Origin of the sequence: Aquimarina sp. Aq78, from assembly GCF_900299525.1 — a bacterium.
Classification (GTDB): domain Bacteria; phylum Bacteroidota; class Bacteroidia; order Flavobacteriales; family Flavobacteriaceae; genus Aquimarina.
The window spans coordinates 585,606-602,664 of record NZ_OMKA01000026.1; the positions used below are offsets into that span (position 1 = coordinate 585,606).

Sequence of the window (17,059 nt, forward strand, 5' to 3'; positions counted from 1 at the left end):
TAAAATTCACATATTTTCTGAGCTTCATTAGAGCATGTATTTTGGTCTAATCTCTATGCTAAAATAAAGACTATCATCTTTTTTAAATATGACAAATATCATTCCGAAAATCAGTCTTTTCAACGAAATTCGATAAAAATATGTAGATATGTCTAAGCATGTATTATGGATGTTTTTTACTACTGTTCTTATATCCTGTGGAGATAAAGAAGAAAAAATACTTCCTGCAGTAAGAGACATTACAGAATTGGTATATTCATCGGTTACTATCCAGCCAGACAGCTTGTATCAAGTATATGCTTCGGTACATGGTATTTTGGATAAAAACCTTGTAGAAGAAGGAGATAGTGTCAAAAAAGAAACCCCGTTGCTTCAGATCATAAACAGTAACCCTAAGTTAAATGCAGAAAACGCTAAATTATCGTTTGAACTTGCCCAAAAAAACTATAATGGCAATGCAGCAATTCTTAATAGTATAGAAGAAGAGATTAAATCAGCAACTCTTAAAATGACTAATGATTCTATAAATTATTGTCGTCAGAAAAATCTATGGAGTCAACAGATAGGTTCTAAAATAGAGCACGATACTAAAAAACTCACCTACGAACTTTCTGCAAATTCTTTGAACTTGTTGAAAAATAAGTATGATAGAACTCGAGAAGAACTCAAGACTCGATTACAACAGGCAAAAAACAATTATAAAACCTCGGTAATAACCACCAAAGATTTTACTATTAATAGCAAGATTAATGGCAAGGTATATGGTTTATATAAGCATCCCGGAGAGATTGTAAATACTATAGAACCGATTGCAGCAGTGGGTAGTGCTACTGTTTTTGTTGTCGAAATGCTAGTTGATGAAGTGGATATTGTAAAAATTAAAAAACACCAAAAAGCTATAATAACCCTAGACGCATATAATGGAGAGGTATTTACTGCAAAAGTGAGTAAAATATACCCTAAAAAGGATGAGCGTAATCAAACTTTTATGGTTGAAGCTCTTTTTGACAAAAGCCCAGAGGTATTATATCCGGGATTGTCTGGAGAGGCAAATGTTATCATAGCTCAAAGAAAAGAAGTGCTAACGATACCAAAAGAATACCTGATTGATGATACTAAAGTAAAAACTGAAAAAGGAACAGTAGAAATTGCTATTGGGCTTCAGAGTATGGATACTGTAGAAATCTTATCAGGAATTACCAAAAACACCTGGATCTATAAACCCGAATAATGACCAATTGGAAAGTCATATTAAACATTGCCAGAACACATCTGGTTACCAAAATCAAACAAACTGCGACAGCAGCTTTGGGTGTAACTTTTGGTATTGGCGCATATATTACTTTGGTTTGTTTTATGACCGGGCTGAATAAGATGCTAGATGATTTGATTCTTAATCAGACACCACACATTCATATTTTTAATGAGATTGAACCTTCAAAAAAACAACCTGTAGACTTATATGGTGAACTTCAAAATACATTTAATGTAGTGCATTCGATTAAGCCAAAACAAAGTCAGAAAAGAATTCATAATGCGCTTCCTATCATTAACTATCTTAACAAAGACCCTCAGGTTAGAGAGGCAATACCACAGATTAAATCACAAATATTTTATATCGCGGGATCTATTGAATTAGGAGGTAATCTAACCGGTGTTGATATTATGAAAGAAGTGGAATTTTTTAATTTCAAAGATTATATTGTTAAAGGAACCCCCCAGGCCTTGCAGCATAATGATAATGGTATTCTGCTAGGTGCGGGTGTTGCAAAAAAAATGTCTCTTGATATTGGTGATAGAGTACAGGTCAGTACTATAAAAGGAGATGTTTTTCCGTTAAAAATTGTAGGAATATACCAAAGCGGGATTGCTGATATTGATAACATTCAAAGTTTTGCTACTATTAAAACTGTACAGCGTATTCTGGGAGAAGCAGAAAATTATATTACAGATATCAATGTAAAACTTCACAATATTGAACAAGCCATCGCATTAGCAGAAAAAGTAGAGCAACAGTTTAAACTCAAAGCAATTGATATTAATACTGCTAATGCACAATTTGAAACAGGGACTACGATTAGAAACCTAATTACCTATGCCGTCTCTATAACACTATTGATTGTAGCAGGTTTTGGTATTTACAATATTCTAAATATGCTCATTTATGAAAAAATGAATGATATCGCTATTCTAAAGGCAACTGGTTTTTCGGGAAAAGATGTGCAATTGATTTTTATGAGCCAAGCTATGATCATAGGTGTTGTTGGTGGAGTTTTAGGACTGTTAATTGGATTTGGTCTATCTCATCTTATTGATCAATTACCTTTTGAGACAGAGGCATTGCCAACAATTACTACTTACCCTATCAATCACAATCCCTGGTTTTATAGCATTGGTATCACATTCGCTATGATTTCAACTTTTTTGGCAGGTTACTTACCCTCTCAGAAAGCAAAAAAAATAGACCCTGTGCGTATCATCAGGGGACAATAACAATGCTATGAAAACAGTTCTTGAAGCCAAAGACATCAACAAGTATTTTAGAAAACCAGTACTTTTTCATGTGTTAAAAGATATTTCTTTTAAGGTAAGCCAGGGAGAATTTGTCTCTATTATGGGGAAATCGGGGTGTGGTAAATCTACTTTGTTGTATATCTTATCAACTATGGATACAGATTATGAAGGAGGATTATACCTGAATAACGAACTCATAACGGGACAAGAAAGAGAAAAACTCTCTTATATACGAAACAAACATATAGGTTTTGTATTTCAGTTTCATTACCTGTTATCCGAATTTTCGGTATTAGAAAATGTAATGCTTCCTGCTAAAAAACTAGCCGAAAAATCTATAGAAGAAATTGAGCATGATGCGATGAACAAGCTTCGTATCCTTAAAATTGATCACCTTGCCAAAAAAAGAGCTTCACGTATCTCTGGAGGAGAAAAACAACGAGTTGCCATTGCGAGGGCTCTAATAAATGATCCTGCTATCATTATGGGAGATGAACCTACAGGAAATCTGGATAGTCATAATTCTGAAAATGTGTTCAATGTTTTTAAGCAATTAAGTGATGAAGAAGGGTTGTCACTTCTGGTTGTTACCCATGATATAGATTTTGCAAATAAAACCGATCGAATTATAGAAATGGGAGATGGCAGAATTATAGGTTAATTATAATTTTTAATAAAAAATAATTCTAAAAATGATATTGGTTATAATTGGAAGTATACTAATACTATTAGTTGTGATATCCATAGTTGGGATAGTGTCGTTTAATACCTCTGTAGAACAAGAAAGGGCACTATTATTCAATACAAGTAGAGAAATAGATGTAAAAATCACTGAGAAAGACTTGGATGACCTTCCTGATCTGATGAAAAATTACCTTAGTAAAGTCAACATTGTGGGGAAACCAAAATACTGCAATGCTATTTTTACGCAAAAAGGAGAGATCAGAGCGAGTCCAGAAAAAAAGTGGTTACCATTTTCTGCTACGCAATACATGTCTTCGAACAACTTTGGATTTATATGGAAAGCAAAAGCATTACCAATGCTAATCAGAGATAAATATACTAGTGGTAAAGGTGAAGTGAAAGTGAGTGTACTGGGATTAAAAAATATAGTTCTGTTTACAGGTCAAAAAGTAGATCAAAGTTCATTAGGACGGTATTTGGGAGAACTCATCTGGTTTCCGATAGGTTTTCTAAACCCTGATATCTCGTGGGAAGCTATAGATTATAGAACGATAAAGGCTACTGTTGTAACCGAGAATCATACTCTTGAAGGCCTTTTTACATTTAACCAAAATGGGATGATAGATCATTTTCAAACCAAAAGATATCGAGATACAGAACTCGAAGATTTTATTGGAGAGGTAGGAGAATATAGAGATTATAATGGATTGTTGATTCCGAGTACGATGACTGCAATCTGGGATCTTAAAAAAGGGAAGCAGAAGTATTTTAAAGCTAATATTCTTGATTACAAATTAATGAGCTAGTAACACATATCGAAACGAACTATCCAGGATTGGATCAATACCCTACTTTATTCGTTAGAGAGGGGACTTCCCATTTAATAATCTCTTTTAGAAATTCATCTACTTTCTCAATAATAAATTTTTGGGTTATCGATTCTGGAGTATACACCCCTAATTCTATCATGTTATTTTCTTGAGGTTTATTTTCGATCTCGGGGAATAACATAAAAACATAAATGTCACCATTGTAGGATTGTGAAAAAATCAAGGCTCCTCCAGGTAAAAATTGATATGCAGGTATTAGGTTTGTACAATCTATTAGTTCTTGAGGAAAGGAATCAAAAGTAATATTTATAGCTTCGTTATTATGAATCCAGCTCAATTCCTGAACTTTCCAACCAATATCATATTGTTGTACAATTCCCTGTAAGGTTTTAAGAAGAATATCTTTGGTTTTGTTTTTCCAAAGCATTCTTTTATCTACAACCGTTTTTATAGAATTTCTATACTTATTAACTCGTTCTTCAAGATGTTCAATTTTCATGGCTATTATTCTTAAAAGATTCTTCCTTTTTCTTTTCTTTTTCTTGCTTTTTAAAGTACCCTCTAAACAAAAAATTATGCTTTAGAGCTTCCATATTCTCGTTAAAACGATATGCTCCTTCTTTGATGCTATTCATTGTAGAATCAATATTTTTAACCAGATTTGGATCTGTTGTTAGGTAGTGTAACGCTCCTTTTCCTTCTTTTACCTCTTCTAGAACTACCGTAAGATTTTTGGTCACTTGATTAATATCAATACTTGACTGCTCTAGATTATTAACAATAGTTTTCATTTTCTGACCAGATAGGCTATCCTGTAACAAAACACCAGCCACACCTTTACCTTGATTGATAGAAAAGATGATATTTCTAAGTTCTGTAATAGTTTGTGATGCACCTGTGCTGGCATTTTTTAATTGAAAAATAGTTTGTTTCAGGTCTTTTGCCATTATAGAATCATTGATCAATAACCCTATAGTTCCATTACCTTCAATGATCTCTGTAGTTATTTTTAATAAGTCTGCTGTAAGTAAGGAGGCATTTTTGTTGGTGACATTAAGAGTAGTGAGCATATCATCGGTTCTTACTTTGCTGTAAGATTGGATGGTATCTCCCGATATTACTGGTAATTTTTTACTTTCCTTGGGAATAATATTTACAATCATATTGCCTACCAGGCCGTCTGATCCTATAGTTGCTACGGCATCTTTTTTAATATGTTTTCCTATATTTTCCCGAATAAGCATTTCGACTATAATTTGAGTATCGTCTATCATTTTAATCTTGCTTACTGTTCCTACATTGATACCAGAATACCGAACATTATTTCCTAATTCTAGGCCGTTGACATTCGTAAATTGAGTCATGATTCTGATATTGCTACCAAAGAGATTTTTTCGATTTCCGATAGAGTATAGTGCAGCGATAAGTAATACTGTACCGATCACGACAAAGACACCAAGTTTCAACTTTTGGGATGCTGTTTTTTTCATAACGTTTCACTTTAGTTTTATCTATCTTCTAATGCTTAAAAAAAGCTTTTACCTGGGGGTCATTTGATTGAGATAATTCCTGATATGTTCCCTCTGCATAATTAATTCCGTCTACGAGTAAAATAATTCTGTTAGAAATCACTCTTGCGCAATCCACATCATGTGTAATGATTAATGATGAGGTTCCATATTTTTTTTGAATACTGCGCATTAACTCGATAATTTCTTTAGAGGTTATTGGATCTAATCCGGTCGTAGGTTCATCATAAAGAATAATTTTAGGCTTTAGGATCAAGGCTCTTGCCAGTGCTACTCGGCGTTGCATCCCTCCTGAAAGTTCTGATGGCATTAGGTCAATTGCATGTGCTAAACCTACATTTTCGAGTGCTTCTATAACTAAAGCTTCAGTACGCCTTGTCATATTCAATTTATCTTTATGTCTGCGCAAAGGAAATTCCAGATTCTCGCGAACAGTCATAGAATCATATAGAGCACTACCCTGAAACAAAAAACCAATCTCGGTTCGAAGTAAATCCAGTTCTATCTGTCCCAAAATAGTAATGTCCTGCCCTTTTATTTGTATACTACCACTATCTGCTTGCATTAACCCCACCAGACATTTGATCATTACTGATTTACCAGAACCCGATTTGCCCATCACAACCAGATTTTCTCCTTCAAATAATTGTAGATTAAATCCGTTGAGCACGTGATTATTGCCAAAGTTTTTTCTTAAATCTTTGATCTCCAGAACAGAGGTTATGTTTTTTTTAAGTTTCATTAAATTTCAAAAAATATATCTGCCAGAAATACTGCTACGAAGTCAATGACAAATAATAACATTGAAGTATATACTACTGCAGAGTTTGATGCCTCGCCAACACCTGCAGTTCCTTTTTTACAGTAATATCCTTTGTAACATCCTACTAATCCTATCGCATATCCAAAAAAGAATGATTTTACTGTAGCAGGGATAATATCACTATACTTTATGGCATCAAATACCTGATTAAAATATAATTGATAGGAGACAGCTCCTTTTAGATTTTCGATAATGGCTGAACCAAATAGAGCAATTGCATCTCCAAAGATGATCAATATAGGAAGCATTAAGGTTGTTGCTGTAATACGAGTAACAACAAGATACTTAAAAGGGTTGGTTCCTGATACTTCCATAGCGTCGATTTGCTCTGTTACTCGCATAGAACCTAGTTCTGCACCAATTCCAGAACCAATGCGTCCTGCACAAATAAGAGCAGTAATTACGGGTCCGATTTCTCTCACAATAGAAATCCCGACCATAGAAGGCATCCAGGACTCTGCACCAAACTCCATTAAAGTAGGTCGAGACTGAAGCGTAAAAACCAGCCCTAAAATAAACCCGGTTACTCCAACTAAAAGTAAAGAACGATTACCCATATTATAGCACTGTCGTAATAGTTCCTGAAACTCAAAAGGCCGGGTAAATACTTCTTTAAAAAAACGTCCTGAGAAATATGACAAATCGCCTATCTCTGTAAAAAAAGCTTTGGTCCTTTCTACTATGCGAAGTGATTGTGTCATAAATAATCTGCTTCAAGGTTACTCAAAGATAGGAGTAGCATTTGCCAATAAAAATGACATAAATCAGGTATCCTGGGTATAAATGCTTGAAGATGTACGTAAAGAGTTTTAAGTATTTGCGACAATTAGAACAAGAATCAAGTACAAACTTGTGTTAAAGTGTTATGTATTTTTTAGGTGGTCGAACACAAATAAGATATATAGTATTGTATATTTACTAAAAACGTAATGTATGTCTTCTCAATCCCGTTTGGATCGTGCTTATAAAAATGCCAAAGTAATTCCGTTTGATGATACTTCTAAGTTCATCTTTTTTAGTGATTGTCACCGGGGAGATAATAGTTTTGCAGATGAGTTTGCTAATAATCGTAATATTTATTTCCATGCTTTAAAACACTATTATACCGAAGGATTTACCTATTGTGAATTAGGTGATGGAGATGAACTTTGGGAGAATTTAAGTTTCGAAACCATATTTAGAGCACATAAAGATATATACGAGTTATTACAATTATTTCACGCAGACTATATATTGAATTTGATTTGGGGTAATCATGATATGGTATATCGAGATCCCAAATACGTAAAAAAACATCTTAGTTCTTATTTTGATCAAAAAACAGATACAGATAAAGAAGTTCCTTTGTTTCCTGGTATAAAATATAATGAAGCTATTGTGTTGAAACATAAGAATACAGGGCAGGAAGTTTTCCTGATTCATGGTCATCAGGCAGATTTTATGAATTATATAGGCTGGAGAATAAATAGGTTTCTTGTACGGGTTTTATGGAAACCTCTTCAGGTAGTGGGGATAGCAGATCCAACCAGTCCTGCAAAAAACTACAAAGAAACTATACGAATAGAACGCAGAATCAAAAAATGGATAGCCAATAATGAGAACTTGTTAACTATTATAGGTCATACTCATAGACCTCGATTTCCAGAAGCTGGAGAACTAGCTTTGTTTAATGACGGAAGTTGTGTACATCCCAGATCTATTACAGGAATAGAAATTGAAAATGGTAGTATCACTTTGATGAAGTGGCAAATTTCGACTACCGAAGACGGGACATTAAAAATCATTAGAGTCCCTCTAGAAGGACCTCAAAAGCTTACTGAGTTTATTACAGAATAGATGATCTTATTTGATGGAAAGTATTCAATGCATAATTGATAAAATCCCGATACGTCATAATCCAGTATCATATTTTATGTTTTTAGGTGTGTTTTTAGGAATACTACTAAGTTTGGTAATTCTTTTTAGAACCTCAAAAAATACTGCTTTTAGAATATATGGGTGGTCTTTATTGCTGCAATCTATTATCGCAATTGATGTTTTTTTATGTTATACTGGGCTGTTAAAATATGTGCCACATGTAAACGACAGTACAGAGCCTTTAGTATTGCTTTTGGGGCCATCGATATATTTGTTTATTTATGCATTGCTCGAAAGAAACTCAATTACTTTTAAGAGGTATTGGATTCATGTTTTGCCATCTGTAGTATATTTTTTGTCTCAGATAACATATTATATACAACCCGTTTCTGTAAAGATTAATGCATATTTAGGAGCATATTTTTCAGAAATACAAAGAATCCCAGTTCCAGATGATACCAATTATTCTTACCTATGGATAAAGGATGAATTTAGATGGCTCGTCTTATCCAGTTTTATCATTTATATTATACTATCTATACGACTTATAGTAAGGCATTTTTATGCTAGTAAAACTAAAAATGCAAATAGTATAAAAGTTAATAAATATGATTTTTCTAGAAATACGATTATTGGATTTCTGGCAACATTTATCCTTGTGTTTTTAGTATTTCTAAATTTTGAAGATGATGCAGGTGATCATTATATTTTTATCTTTCTTACAGCTCTTATTCTAATCACAACTTTTGTTCTACTCTCAGAATCACGATTCTTTGAAAATTCATGGATAGCTGACAAGTATGAAACTTCAAAAATTAAAAATGATCAAAATTCTATAAAAGAAATAAAAGCTTTTATAGAAGACGAAACATACTATTTATTGCCTTCGGCTTCATTAAAAGATTTGGCAAAAACCTTAGGATCTAATTCTAATTATATTTCTCAAATCATAAATGCAAATACCGGTTTGAATTTTAATGATTTCATAAATCAATATCGAATTGAAGAATCAAAAAAAAGATTACTGGATAAAAATTATAGTCATCTCACTATTGAGGCTATAGGTAATTCTGTTGGTTTTAAATCAAAAGCTACATTTTATAACGCTTTTAAAAAACATGTAGAAATGTCCCCAAAAGCATTTATGAAATTTCAAAAACCTGTTTCTTAGGATCAAACACCGGTCAAAAAATGTCTAAAATTATAATTCTAGACGTAATACTATTTTTTTGGTAGCTGATTATAGGCAAAATACTTCACTTTTGACGAAACAAATTTTTAATAGTATACGTATTATGGAGAAACAAATTCGTCGATATGATCTCGACTGGTTACGGGTTATTGTATTTGGATTATTGATTTTTTATCATGTAGGAATGTTTTTTGTGCCTTGGGGATTTCATATTAAAAACAACATAATTTATGATTGGCTTCGTTGGCCTATGCTCTTTTTAAATCAATGGCGTTTGCCTATTTTATTTGTGATATCAGGTATGGGTACCTACTATGCACTTTCTTCCAGAAATTTATGGCAATTTAATCTGGAACGTATTAAAAGATTGGCAATTCCATTACTCTTTGGGATGTTATTTATTGTCCCTCCACAGGTATATTTTGAACGTATGTCAAACCATCAATTCTCTGGTTCGCTAATAGAATATTTTACTACCATAGCATATGCCGGGATATATCCGGAAGGTAATTTTAGTTGGCATCATCTCTGGTTCTTGCCCTATCTTTTGATATTTTCTATAGTGCTTTCACCAGTATTTATCTGGATTAAAAAAAATCCAACAAAACTAGTTATCTGGGTCAAAGGAAAAGTGCAAAAAAAGTATGGGTTATATCTTTTTATTATACCATTATATTTAACTGAGGCATTTTTAGAACCTTTTTTTCCTGTCACTCATGCATTAATCGATGATTGGTTCAATTTTATAAATTGTCTCATTTTATTTTTCTTTGGATTTGTTCTCATCGCATCTGGAAAAGAATTCTGGAATAGTATAGATCGAATAAAATCTAAAGCACTAACCATAGGGGTTATTACATTTAGTACACAAATATGGATATGGTTGCAATTAGAAGATAGCACATTTGTACATTTCTCTGAAGCGTTAGTTAAAGTAATTAGTTTGTGGTCCTGGATTTTGGTACTATTTGGGTATGGAGCAAAATTCTTAAATAAGAAGAGTAAAAAATTAGCATATTGTAACCGAGCAGTGTATCCCTTTTATATTTTACATCAAACGATTATGATTGCAATAGGGTATTATGTAATGAATCTGGATTGGGGATTTTTATCTAAGTTCTCAGTATTAATTTTTGGTACATTTTTAGGCAGTTGGATGATCTATCATTTAATCATTTTAAGAATACCTGTTTTACACCCATTTTTTGGACTAAAAAAACCCTATGCTTAAGGGATTTACTCCTTAAGCATAGGGTTTTTGTATTATTAAGTAATATACTTATTCTATATTAAGTACAGCTTCAATCTGAGGAGCATATTTTTTAATGGTCATTTCTACTCCAGATTTAAGGGTCATTTGATTTACACTACACCCTACACATGCACCTTCTAACTGAACTTTAACGATCTTTCCATCTTCAATAGAAATTAAAGAAATGTTTCCTCCATCACTTTCCAAAAAAGGTCTTATTTCATCTAAGGCCTTTTCTACATTAATTTTTAATTCTTCAGAAGTCATTTTCTATTTTTTTACAGCAGAACAGCCTGCCATTGTTGTTATTTTAATTGCTTCGGTAGGAGGCAGATTATCGTTTCTGTTCACTACTTCCTGAACCACATTCTTTGTCAATTCCTCAAAAGCTTTTTCTGTTGGTGTTGCTGTTTGTAATGCAGCAGGTCTACCAGCATCTCCAGCTTCACGTATACTTTGCACTAATGGAATCTCTCCCAAAAATGGAACATCAAGATCCTCTGCAAGGTATTTAGCTCCTTCTTTACCAAAGATATAATATTTATTGTTAGGAAGCTCCTCTGGTGTAAAATATGCCATATTTTCTATAATCCCCAAGACAGGTACATTAATACTGTCTTGCTGAAACATAGCTACCCCTTTTCTGGCATCTGCTAATGCTACATTTTGTGGGGTACTAACCACCACAGCTCCGGTTATTGGTAGAGATTGCATAATAGAAAGGTGTATATCTCCTGTACCTGGTGGTAAATCGATTAACATGAAATCAAGCTCACCCCATGCCGCATCAAAAATCATTTGATTTAGTGCTTTTGCCGCCATTGGTCCTCTCCAGACCACTGCCTGATTTGGTTGTGTAAAAAACCCAATAGATAAGATCTTAACGCCATAATTTTCTATAGGTTTCATTTTAGATTTTCCATCCTCTTTTACAGAAAGAGGTCGTTCTCGTTCTACATCAAACATTATAGGAACAGAAGGGCCATAAATGTCTGCATCCAATACCCCAACTTTAAATCCCATTTTAGCCAAAGTTACTGCAATATTAGAGGTTACAGTAGATTTACCTACACCTCCTTTACCAGAAGCTACCGCAATAATATTAGTAATTCCTGGGATAGATTTTCCTTTAATCTCGTTGTTTTGAGGTTGAGCTGCGGGAGCTTCAACTTTAAGATTAACTTTTACTTTTGCTTTTTCATATACTTTCTCATGAATAACTTTCATTACATCTACTTCGGCACGTTTACGAATATGTAATGCCGGAGTGGTCAAGACTAAATCTACAATGACCTCATCACCAAAAGTAATTACATTTTTTACAGCACCACTTTCTACCATATTCTTGCCTTCTCCAGCAACGGTGATAGTTTCTAATGCTTTTAAAATATCCGATTTCTCTAACTTCATGAGTATTATTTCTTTTTCTAAACTAATTTTATCAATTAGGATTGATCCTAAACGCAAAGATAGGTTGAAAAGTTAAGATTATAAAGCCTATAAATTGAAATGATTTATAGCTGCATCGCTATTGATTATATCTTAATTTTTGAAAAATTTATAAATACTAGGATATAGGAAGAATTATAACTCTTTCATAGGATCCCAGAACAATTTTTCGAAATTGATGATTTGATTATCGATCACTTCAACACCTTCATTTTCTAGCAACTGCTGCATTAGATTTGTGCCTTGAAAGTGGTGTTTTCCGCTAAGAATTCCTTTTCTATTTACAACACGGTGGGCAGGGATATCTTCACGATCTCCACAGGCATTCATAGCCCAGCCTACCATTCGAGCACTACGTGCGGCACCCAAACATTTTGCGATAGCTCCATAAGAAGTAACTCTGCCATATGGAATAAGTTTGGCGACTTCATATACTCTTTCAAAAAAATTTGTGCCAGACTCTGATCCGGTATCTATATCATTTTTCTTTACTCCCATGTGTATATAATTCTTGCTAAGGTTATAACTACTAGAATCAACATTAATATCCCCATAAAGTAATTAGAGTATTTGGCAATAGATGCAGTTTTCTTTTCGATTTTAAGGAAAGAAAACACATAAAAATAGAGCGTTACAAAGGTTCCTGCTCCTGCTGCTATGATAAAAGCAGTAATTCGCAAGGTGTCATATTCTATTTTTCCGCTAACACTCATTCCTGCAGCAATAGCACAGAAATAGGGTATGGGTAATACATTAATTGCAGACATCATAACACCTTTAAAAAAGCTTCTGGTGTCATTATTTCTATAGACCTTTATTTTTGTACTTTTTTGCTTTGCTTTTGCAAAAAAATAGATGGCCATGAAAAAAAAGATCACTGCTCCTGTACGAAGTAATATATTTCTAACATATGGATTGAAGAAAATATACTTGGCTAGAAGAATTGCTATCAGTGCCTGAAATATCACAACTATTGATGCACCAACTGCAACTAAGATTCCGTTATTTTTACCTCTTTCAAGGCAGGTTCTGGCAACGGTCATATTTACCAATCCAGGTGGAATCACTCCAACCAGTGATGCAAAAAATGTGACTAAAAATAACTTGGTAGTTTCCAAAATTACTGAGGTAATTACGTGATCCTAAACTGGATGTAAGTTATAGGTTTATTTTGTTCTAAATATTGTTTTTCATAAAAAGTTTGAATAGAAGTTACAACCTCTGGAGACCCTTCATTATGATAAACATTATGGTTAGAATAGAGTACTTCATGTCCTTCACCATGCAATAATCCTAATGTGTATCCATGCATAAATTCACTATCTGTTTTAAGATGTACAATACCATCTGGTTTTAGGACTTTTTTATAACGTTGTAAAAAATCATGATTGGTTAATCGATGTTTTGTACGTTTATATTTGATTTGCGGATCAGGGAAGGTAATCCATATTTCATCAATTTCTTCTTCTTCAAAAATATGATCGATTAATTCTATTTGAGTTCTTATAAATCCCACATTACGAATCTCATCTTCGATTGCAGTTTTTGCTCCTCGCCAAAAACGAGCTCCTTTGATATCGATACCAATAAAATTCTTATCGGGATATTGTTCTGCTAATCCTACAGTATATTCTCCTTTACCACAACCTAATTCGAGAACAATTGGTTTTTGGTTTTTGAAGAATTTATCATTCCATTTTCCTTTATATCCCAAAGTATTATTAAGCACATCCTCTCGAGTAGGTTCTACTACATTATGAAAGGTTTTGTTTTCGTTAAATCGTTTTAATTTATTCTTGCTTCCCACTTGATCCTCTTAATTTCTTTATTTACTTGTCTTTTAAATTCGATTTGTGTTACACTAACTCTTCTCGATACTATCCTTTTTTTATGATTGACGTGGTTTTTTACGTCGAATACCAGGAGTATATCTCATTTTGCTATGAGATATACTTGTTTTTCCTACCCTTCAGCTTCAATTAAATAATCAATACACTCTTGTTTTTGAATATGAAATTTCACTAAAGATAATTTTTTGGTAAAATTAAGGAAATATATGCATAAGAAAATAGGATTACTTTTATTATTAAGAATCAAATTGATAGTTACTATAACAACTTAAATACTAGAACGTTTGAAGAAAAAAGTACTTGTTGCTCCTCTTAATTGGGGGCTAGGTCATGCAACCCGATGTATTCCTATTATTAATGCATTATTAGCAGAAGGTCTGGAGCCTGTTATTGCTTCTGATGGAGTTGCCTTATCGTTATTAAAAAAGGAGTTTCCTTTGTTACTTACCAAAGAACTCCCTTCCTATAATATCGAGTATTCTAAAAAAGGAAGTAACTTCAAATTAAAGATGTTGTTAAATAGTCCTAAAATTGCTCATGCAATTAATGCTGAAAAAAAAGCAATAAAAAGAATCATTGAAGAGGAAAAATTTTGTGGCATTATCTCTGATAATAGAATGGGAGTACGACATAAGAGTATTCCTTCGGTATTTATTACGCATCAACTTACTGTATTAAGCGGAAAAACTACTTCTATAAGTACTAAGTTACATAACAAGTATATTAAAAAATTTGATGTGTGTTGGGTTCCTGATATGGCAGACGATCCTAATCTTAGTGGTGAATTAGGCCATCCCAGAAAAAACAATATTCCTGTGACTTATCTTGGGCCATTAAGTAGATTTGAATATCATGTTGTACCTAAAAAATATGATATTATGGTATTGCTTTCTGGACCAGAGCCACAACGTACATTACTAGAGCAAAAACTATTTCACGAATTCGAACAAAGTGATAAGAGGATTGTATTTGTACGTGGACGTATTGAGGAAACCCAGCAGACGTTTGTGAAAAATAATATCACTATTCATAATTATCTAACGGGAAAAGATCTGGAAGATACTATTAATAGTAGTAATTTGATTATTTCGAGATCTGGATATACAACAGTAATGGATCTTGCAAAACTGAAGAAAAAAGCTTTTTTTATCCCAACTCCCGGGCAGTTTGAACAAGAATATTTGGCTGAGCGTTTAACTATTAATAAATTAGTTCCTAGTTGTAATCAGAACGAATTTACATTAACAAAACTAAGAGATTTAAATGCGTATAGGGGGTTAAGTAGTTTTAGTACTGATATTGACTATAGGGAACTTTTTCACTTTTTCCAAAGTAAATGAAAATTCACTTCCAACTCGATAATCACTTTCTACATAAATACGCTCATGATGTGCCTCGATAATATGCTTTACAATAGCTAGTCCAAGACCAGATCCACCTTCTTTACGCGATCCACTTTTGTCTACACGATAAAAACGCTCGAATAATCTAGGAATATGGGCTTGCGCAATCCCTTCACCATTATCAGTGATTCTAATAATGGTTTTATTACGGATCAAATCTTCGATGCTTACTTCTGTAGTACCGTCTTCTTTTCCGTATTTTATTGAATTTACAATCAAATTAGAGAGTACTTGTTGTATACGTTCTTTATCCGCATGCACAAGTATAGGTTCTTCATAGTTCATGTCAAAAGTAAGGGCGATGTTCTTTTTTGACGCTTTCATCTCATATAAATCAAATACGCTTTGTACTAATTCTACAATATCAAAGTTGGTATAGTTGAGATTGAGATCACCAGTTTCTAACTTGGTAATCATGTCCAGATCATTTACAATGTAGATTAAACGTTCGACTCCTTTATTAGCTCGATTTAAGTATTTGTCAAGAATCTCGGGATCATTCATTGCGCCATCAAGAAGGGTAAGAACATATCCCTGAACAGTAAACAAAGGTGTTTTTAATTCATGAGAAACGTTACCCATAAATTCTTTACGATATGCTTCTCTGATTTTTAAAGTTTCGATCTCTGTTTTTCTTTGTTGAGCAAACTTCTCAACTTCTTTGATAAGAGTTCTCATGTCTGTTGTAACAGGACCATCTCCAATAGAGTCTACCTCTAACATCTCTATATCATCATAGATTTTACGTACCCTACGATAAATAAATTTCTCTACTCTGTACTGTATGATTATAAAGCAAATCATATAACAGATTGCTATAAAACCTATTATAAAAAATGGGTTAAACAGGGATTGAGTATATAAAAAAACGCTCAATGCGAGCGTTATTAATATGGTTATATATAAAGACGATAGGTATGCGAACCTGTACGACTTTTTAAAATTTTCTGCCATTAAACTACAAACTTATATCCTACTCCTTTAATAGTTTTGAAGCTGTTATCCCCGATTTTCTCTCTTAGTTTTCTAATATGAACATCAATAGTACGGCCTCCTACAATAACTTCATTGCCCCAAACCTTATCAAGGATATCTTCTCGCTTAAAAACCTTACCGGGCTTAGAGGCCAATAAAGATAATAATTCGAACTCTTTTCTAGGTAATACAATCTCCTTTTTATCTTTGACAATTTTATATTCGTCTCTATTGATAACCAGGTTTCCTATCTTAACAACATTATCTGAGGATTCCTCTTCTTTAAGTCTTCTTAACAGGGCTTTTACTTTACTTACCAAAACTTTAGGGCGAATAGGTTTTGTGATATAATCATCTGCACCTGCATCAAAACCAGCAACTTGAGAATAATCTTCACCACGTGCTGTAAGAAAAGTAATGATTGTATTTTGTAAATCTGGTAGCTTTCGTATATGCTCACAAGCTTCTATACCATCCATTTCTGGCATCATTACATCAAGAATGATTAAGTGCGGCTTTTTCTTTTTTGCTGCTTTTACAGCTTCAACTCCATTTTCAGCAGTTAATACAGTATATCCTTCTGCAGTAAGATTGTACCCGACAATTTCTAAAATATCAGGTTCATCATCAACTAATAGTATCGTAATATCTTTTTTATTCATTATTGTATAGCATTACATAACATTGGATAAATATACTAC

At 33.2% G+C, this 17,059-nt stretch carries 19 protein-coding genes; 8 read left to right on the top strand and 11 right to left on the bottom strand.

The window, feature by feature from the left end; genetic code table 11:
• The first annotated feature begins 148 nt into the window (after positions 1–148).
• The 4 genes from DG435_RS18850 to DG435_RS18865 are packed head-to-tail and all read left to right on the top strand — an operon-like array spanning position 149 to position 4,004.
• Entirely contained in the window at positions 149–1,231 is a 1,083-nt protein-coding gene (locus tag DG435_RS18850) for an efflux RND transporter periplasmic adaptor subunit (protein WP_106790901.1), read from the top strand.
• Positions 1,231–2,493, top strand: coding sequence for an FtsX-like permease family protein (locus tag DG435_RS18855; RefSeq protein ID WP_106790900.1), 1,263 nt, complete (start codon positions 1,231–1,233; stop codon positions 2,491–2,493). The genes DG435_RS18850 and DG435_RS18855 overlap by 1 nt, the downstream gene beginning before the upstream one ends.
• 7 nt (positions 2,494–2,500) lie before the next feature.
• Entirely contained in the window at positions 2,501–3,175 is a 675-nt protein-coding gene (locus DG435_RS18860) for an ABC transporter ATP-binding protein (protein ID WP_106790899.1), read from the top strand.
• Between the two features lie 31 nt (positions 3,176–3,206).
• The gene (locus tag DG435_RS18865; protein WP_106790898.1) at positions 3,207–4,004 is read left to right on the top strand and encodes a DUF6544 family protein; all 798 of its coding nucleotides are present in this window, start codon (positions 3,207–3,209) and stop codon (positions 4,002–4,004) included.
• A gap of 34 nt (positions 4,005–4,038) precedes the next feature.
• Here DG435_RS18865 and DG435_RS18870 read toward each other — a convergent pair whose 3' ends face one another.
• The 4 genes from DG435_RS18870 to DG435_RS18885 are packed head-to-tail and all read right to left on the bottom strand — an operon-like array spanning position 4,039 to position 7,081.
• Entirely contained in the window at positions 4,039–4,527 is a 489-nt protein-coding gene (locus DG435_RS18870) for a hypothetical protein (RefSeq protein ID WP_106790897.1), read from the bottom strand.
• Positions 4,517–5,518: an MlaD family protein gene (locus tag DG435_RS18875; RefSeq protein ID WP_106790896.1), complete on the bottom strand. Its 1,002-nt coding sequence runs from the start codon at positions 5,516–5,518 to the stop codon at positions 4,517–4,519. The genes DG435_RS18870 and DG435_RS18875 overlap by 11 nt, the downstream gene beginning before the upstream one ends.
• Positions 5,519–5,546: 28 nt before the next feature.
• Entirely contained in the window at positions 5,547–6,299 is a 753-nt protein-coding gene (locus tag DG435_RS18880) for an ABC transporter ATP-binding protein (protein ID WP_106790895.1), read from the bottom strand.
• Positions 6,299–7,081 carry an ABC transporter permease gene (locus DG435_RS18885; RefSeq protein ID WP_024768203.1) on the bottom strand — a complete coding sequence of 261 codons (783 nt, stop codon included), beginning with the start codon at positions 7,079–7,081 and terminating at the stop codon, positions 6,299–6,301. The genes DG435_RS18880 and DG435_RS18885 overlap by 1 nt, the downstream gene beginning before the upstream one ends.
• Positions 7,082–7,313: 232 nt before the next feature.
• On the opposite strand from DG435_RS18885, the gene DG435_RS18890 reads away from it, so the two are divergent.
• The 3 genes from DG435_RS18890 (at position 7,314) to DG435_RS18900 (ending at position 10,660) form a co-directional block, all read left to right on the top strand.
• Positions 7,314–8,216, top strand: a complete 903-nt coding sequence (locus DG435_RS18890) for a metallophosphoesterase family protein (RefSeq protein WP_108840649.1) — start codon at positions 7,314–7,316, stop codon at positions 8,214–8,216.
• A gap of 13 nt (positions 8,217–8,229) precedes the next feature.
• The gene (locus DG435_RS18895; protein ID WP_106790893.1) at positions 8,230–9,408 is read left to right on the top strand and encodes an AraC family transcriptional regulator; all 1,179 of its coding nucleotides are present in this window, start codon (positions 8,230–8,232) and stop codon (positions 9,406–9,408) included.
• A gap of 124 nt (positions 9,409–9,532) precedes the next feature.
• Positions 9,533–10,660: an acyltransferase family protein gene (locus DG435_RS18900; protein WP_199852628.1), complete on the top strand. Its 1,128-nt coding sequence runs from the start codon at positions 9,533–9,535 to the stop codon at positions 10,658–10,660.
• 48 nt (positions 10,661–10,708) lie between these two features.
• Here the strand turns inward: DG435_RS18900 and DG435_RS18905 are convergent, their stop codons facing one another.
• The 5 genes from DG435_RS18905 to trmB all read right to left on the bottom strand — a co-directional run bounded on the left by DG435_RS18905 (position 10,709) and on the right by trmB (position 13,937).
• Positions 10,709–10,948, bottom strand: coding sequence for a NifU family protein (locus DG435_RS18905; RefSeq protein WP_024768195.1), 240 nt, complete (start codon positions 10,946–10,948; stop codon positions 10,709–10,711).
• 3 nt (positions 10,949–10,951) lie between these two features.
• On the bottom strand, positions 10,952–12,091 hold the full coding sequence (locus DG435_RS18910; protein WP_106791075.1) for an Mrp/NBP35 family ATP-binding protein: 1,140 nt from the start codon (positions 12,089–12,091) through the stop codon (positions 10,952–10,954).
• Positions 12,092–12,265: 174 nt separating this feature from the next.
• Complete coding sequence (locus tag DG435_RS18915; RefSeq protein ID WP_106790892.1) at positions 12,266–12,628, bottom strand: MGMT family protein; 363 nt, start codon at positions 12,626–12,628, stop codon at positions 12,266–12,268.
• The gene (locus tag DG435_RS18920; RefSeq protein WP_106790891.1) at positions 12,619–13,248 is read right to left on the bottom strand and encodes a LysE family translocator; all 630 of its coding nucleotides are present in this window, start codon (positions 13,246–13,248) and stop codon (positions 12,619–12,621) included. The genes DG435_RS18915 and DG435_RS18920 overlap by 10 nt, the downstream gene beginning before the upstream one ends.
• Positions 13,249–13,262: 14 nt before the next feature.
• Positions 13,263–13,937, bottom strand: coding sequence for a tRNA (guanosine(46)-N7)-methyltransferase TrmB (gene trmB, locus DG435_RS18925; protein ID WP_106790890.1), 675 nt, complete (start codon positions 13,935–13,937; stop codon positions 13,263–13,265).
• 327 nt (positions 13,938–14,264) lie between these two features.
• Here trmB and DG435_RS18930 point away from each other — a divergent pair, with 327 nt between their 5' ends.
• Positions 14,265–15,320 carry a glycosyltransferase gene (locus tag DG435_RS18930; RefSeq protein WP_106790889.1) on the top strand — a complete coding sequence of 352 codons (1,056 nt, stop codon included), beginning with the start codon at positions 14,265–14,267 and terminating at the stop codon, positions 15,318–15,320.
• On the opposite strand, the gene DG435_RS18935 is transcribed toward DG435_RS18930, so the two are convergent.
• On the bottom strand, positions 15,258–16,337 hold the full coding sequence (locus tag DG435_RS18935) for a cell wall metabolism sensor histidine kinase WalK (RefSeq protein WP_106790888.1): 1,080 nt from the start codon (positions 16,335–16,337) through the stop codon (positions 15,258–15,260). The two genes, DG435_RS18930 and DG435_RS18935, sit on opposite strands and share 63 nt — an antisense overlap.
• Complete coding sequence (locus DG435_RS18940; RefSeq protein WP_024768187.1) at positions 16,337–17,020, bottom strand: response regulator transcription factor; 684 nt, start codon at positions 17,018–17,020, stop codon at positions 16,337–16,339. Before DG435_RS18940 ends, DG435_RS18935 begins: the two co-directional genes overlap by 1 nt.
• Between the last annotated feature and the right edge of the window lie 39 nt (positions 17,021–17,059).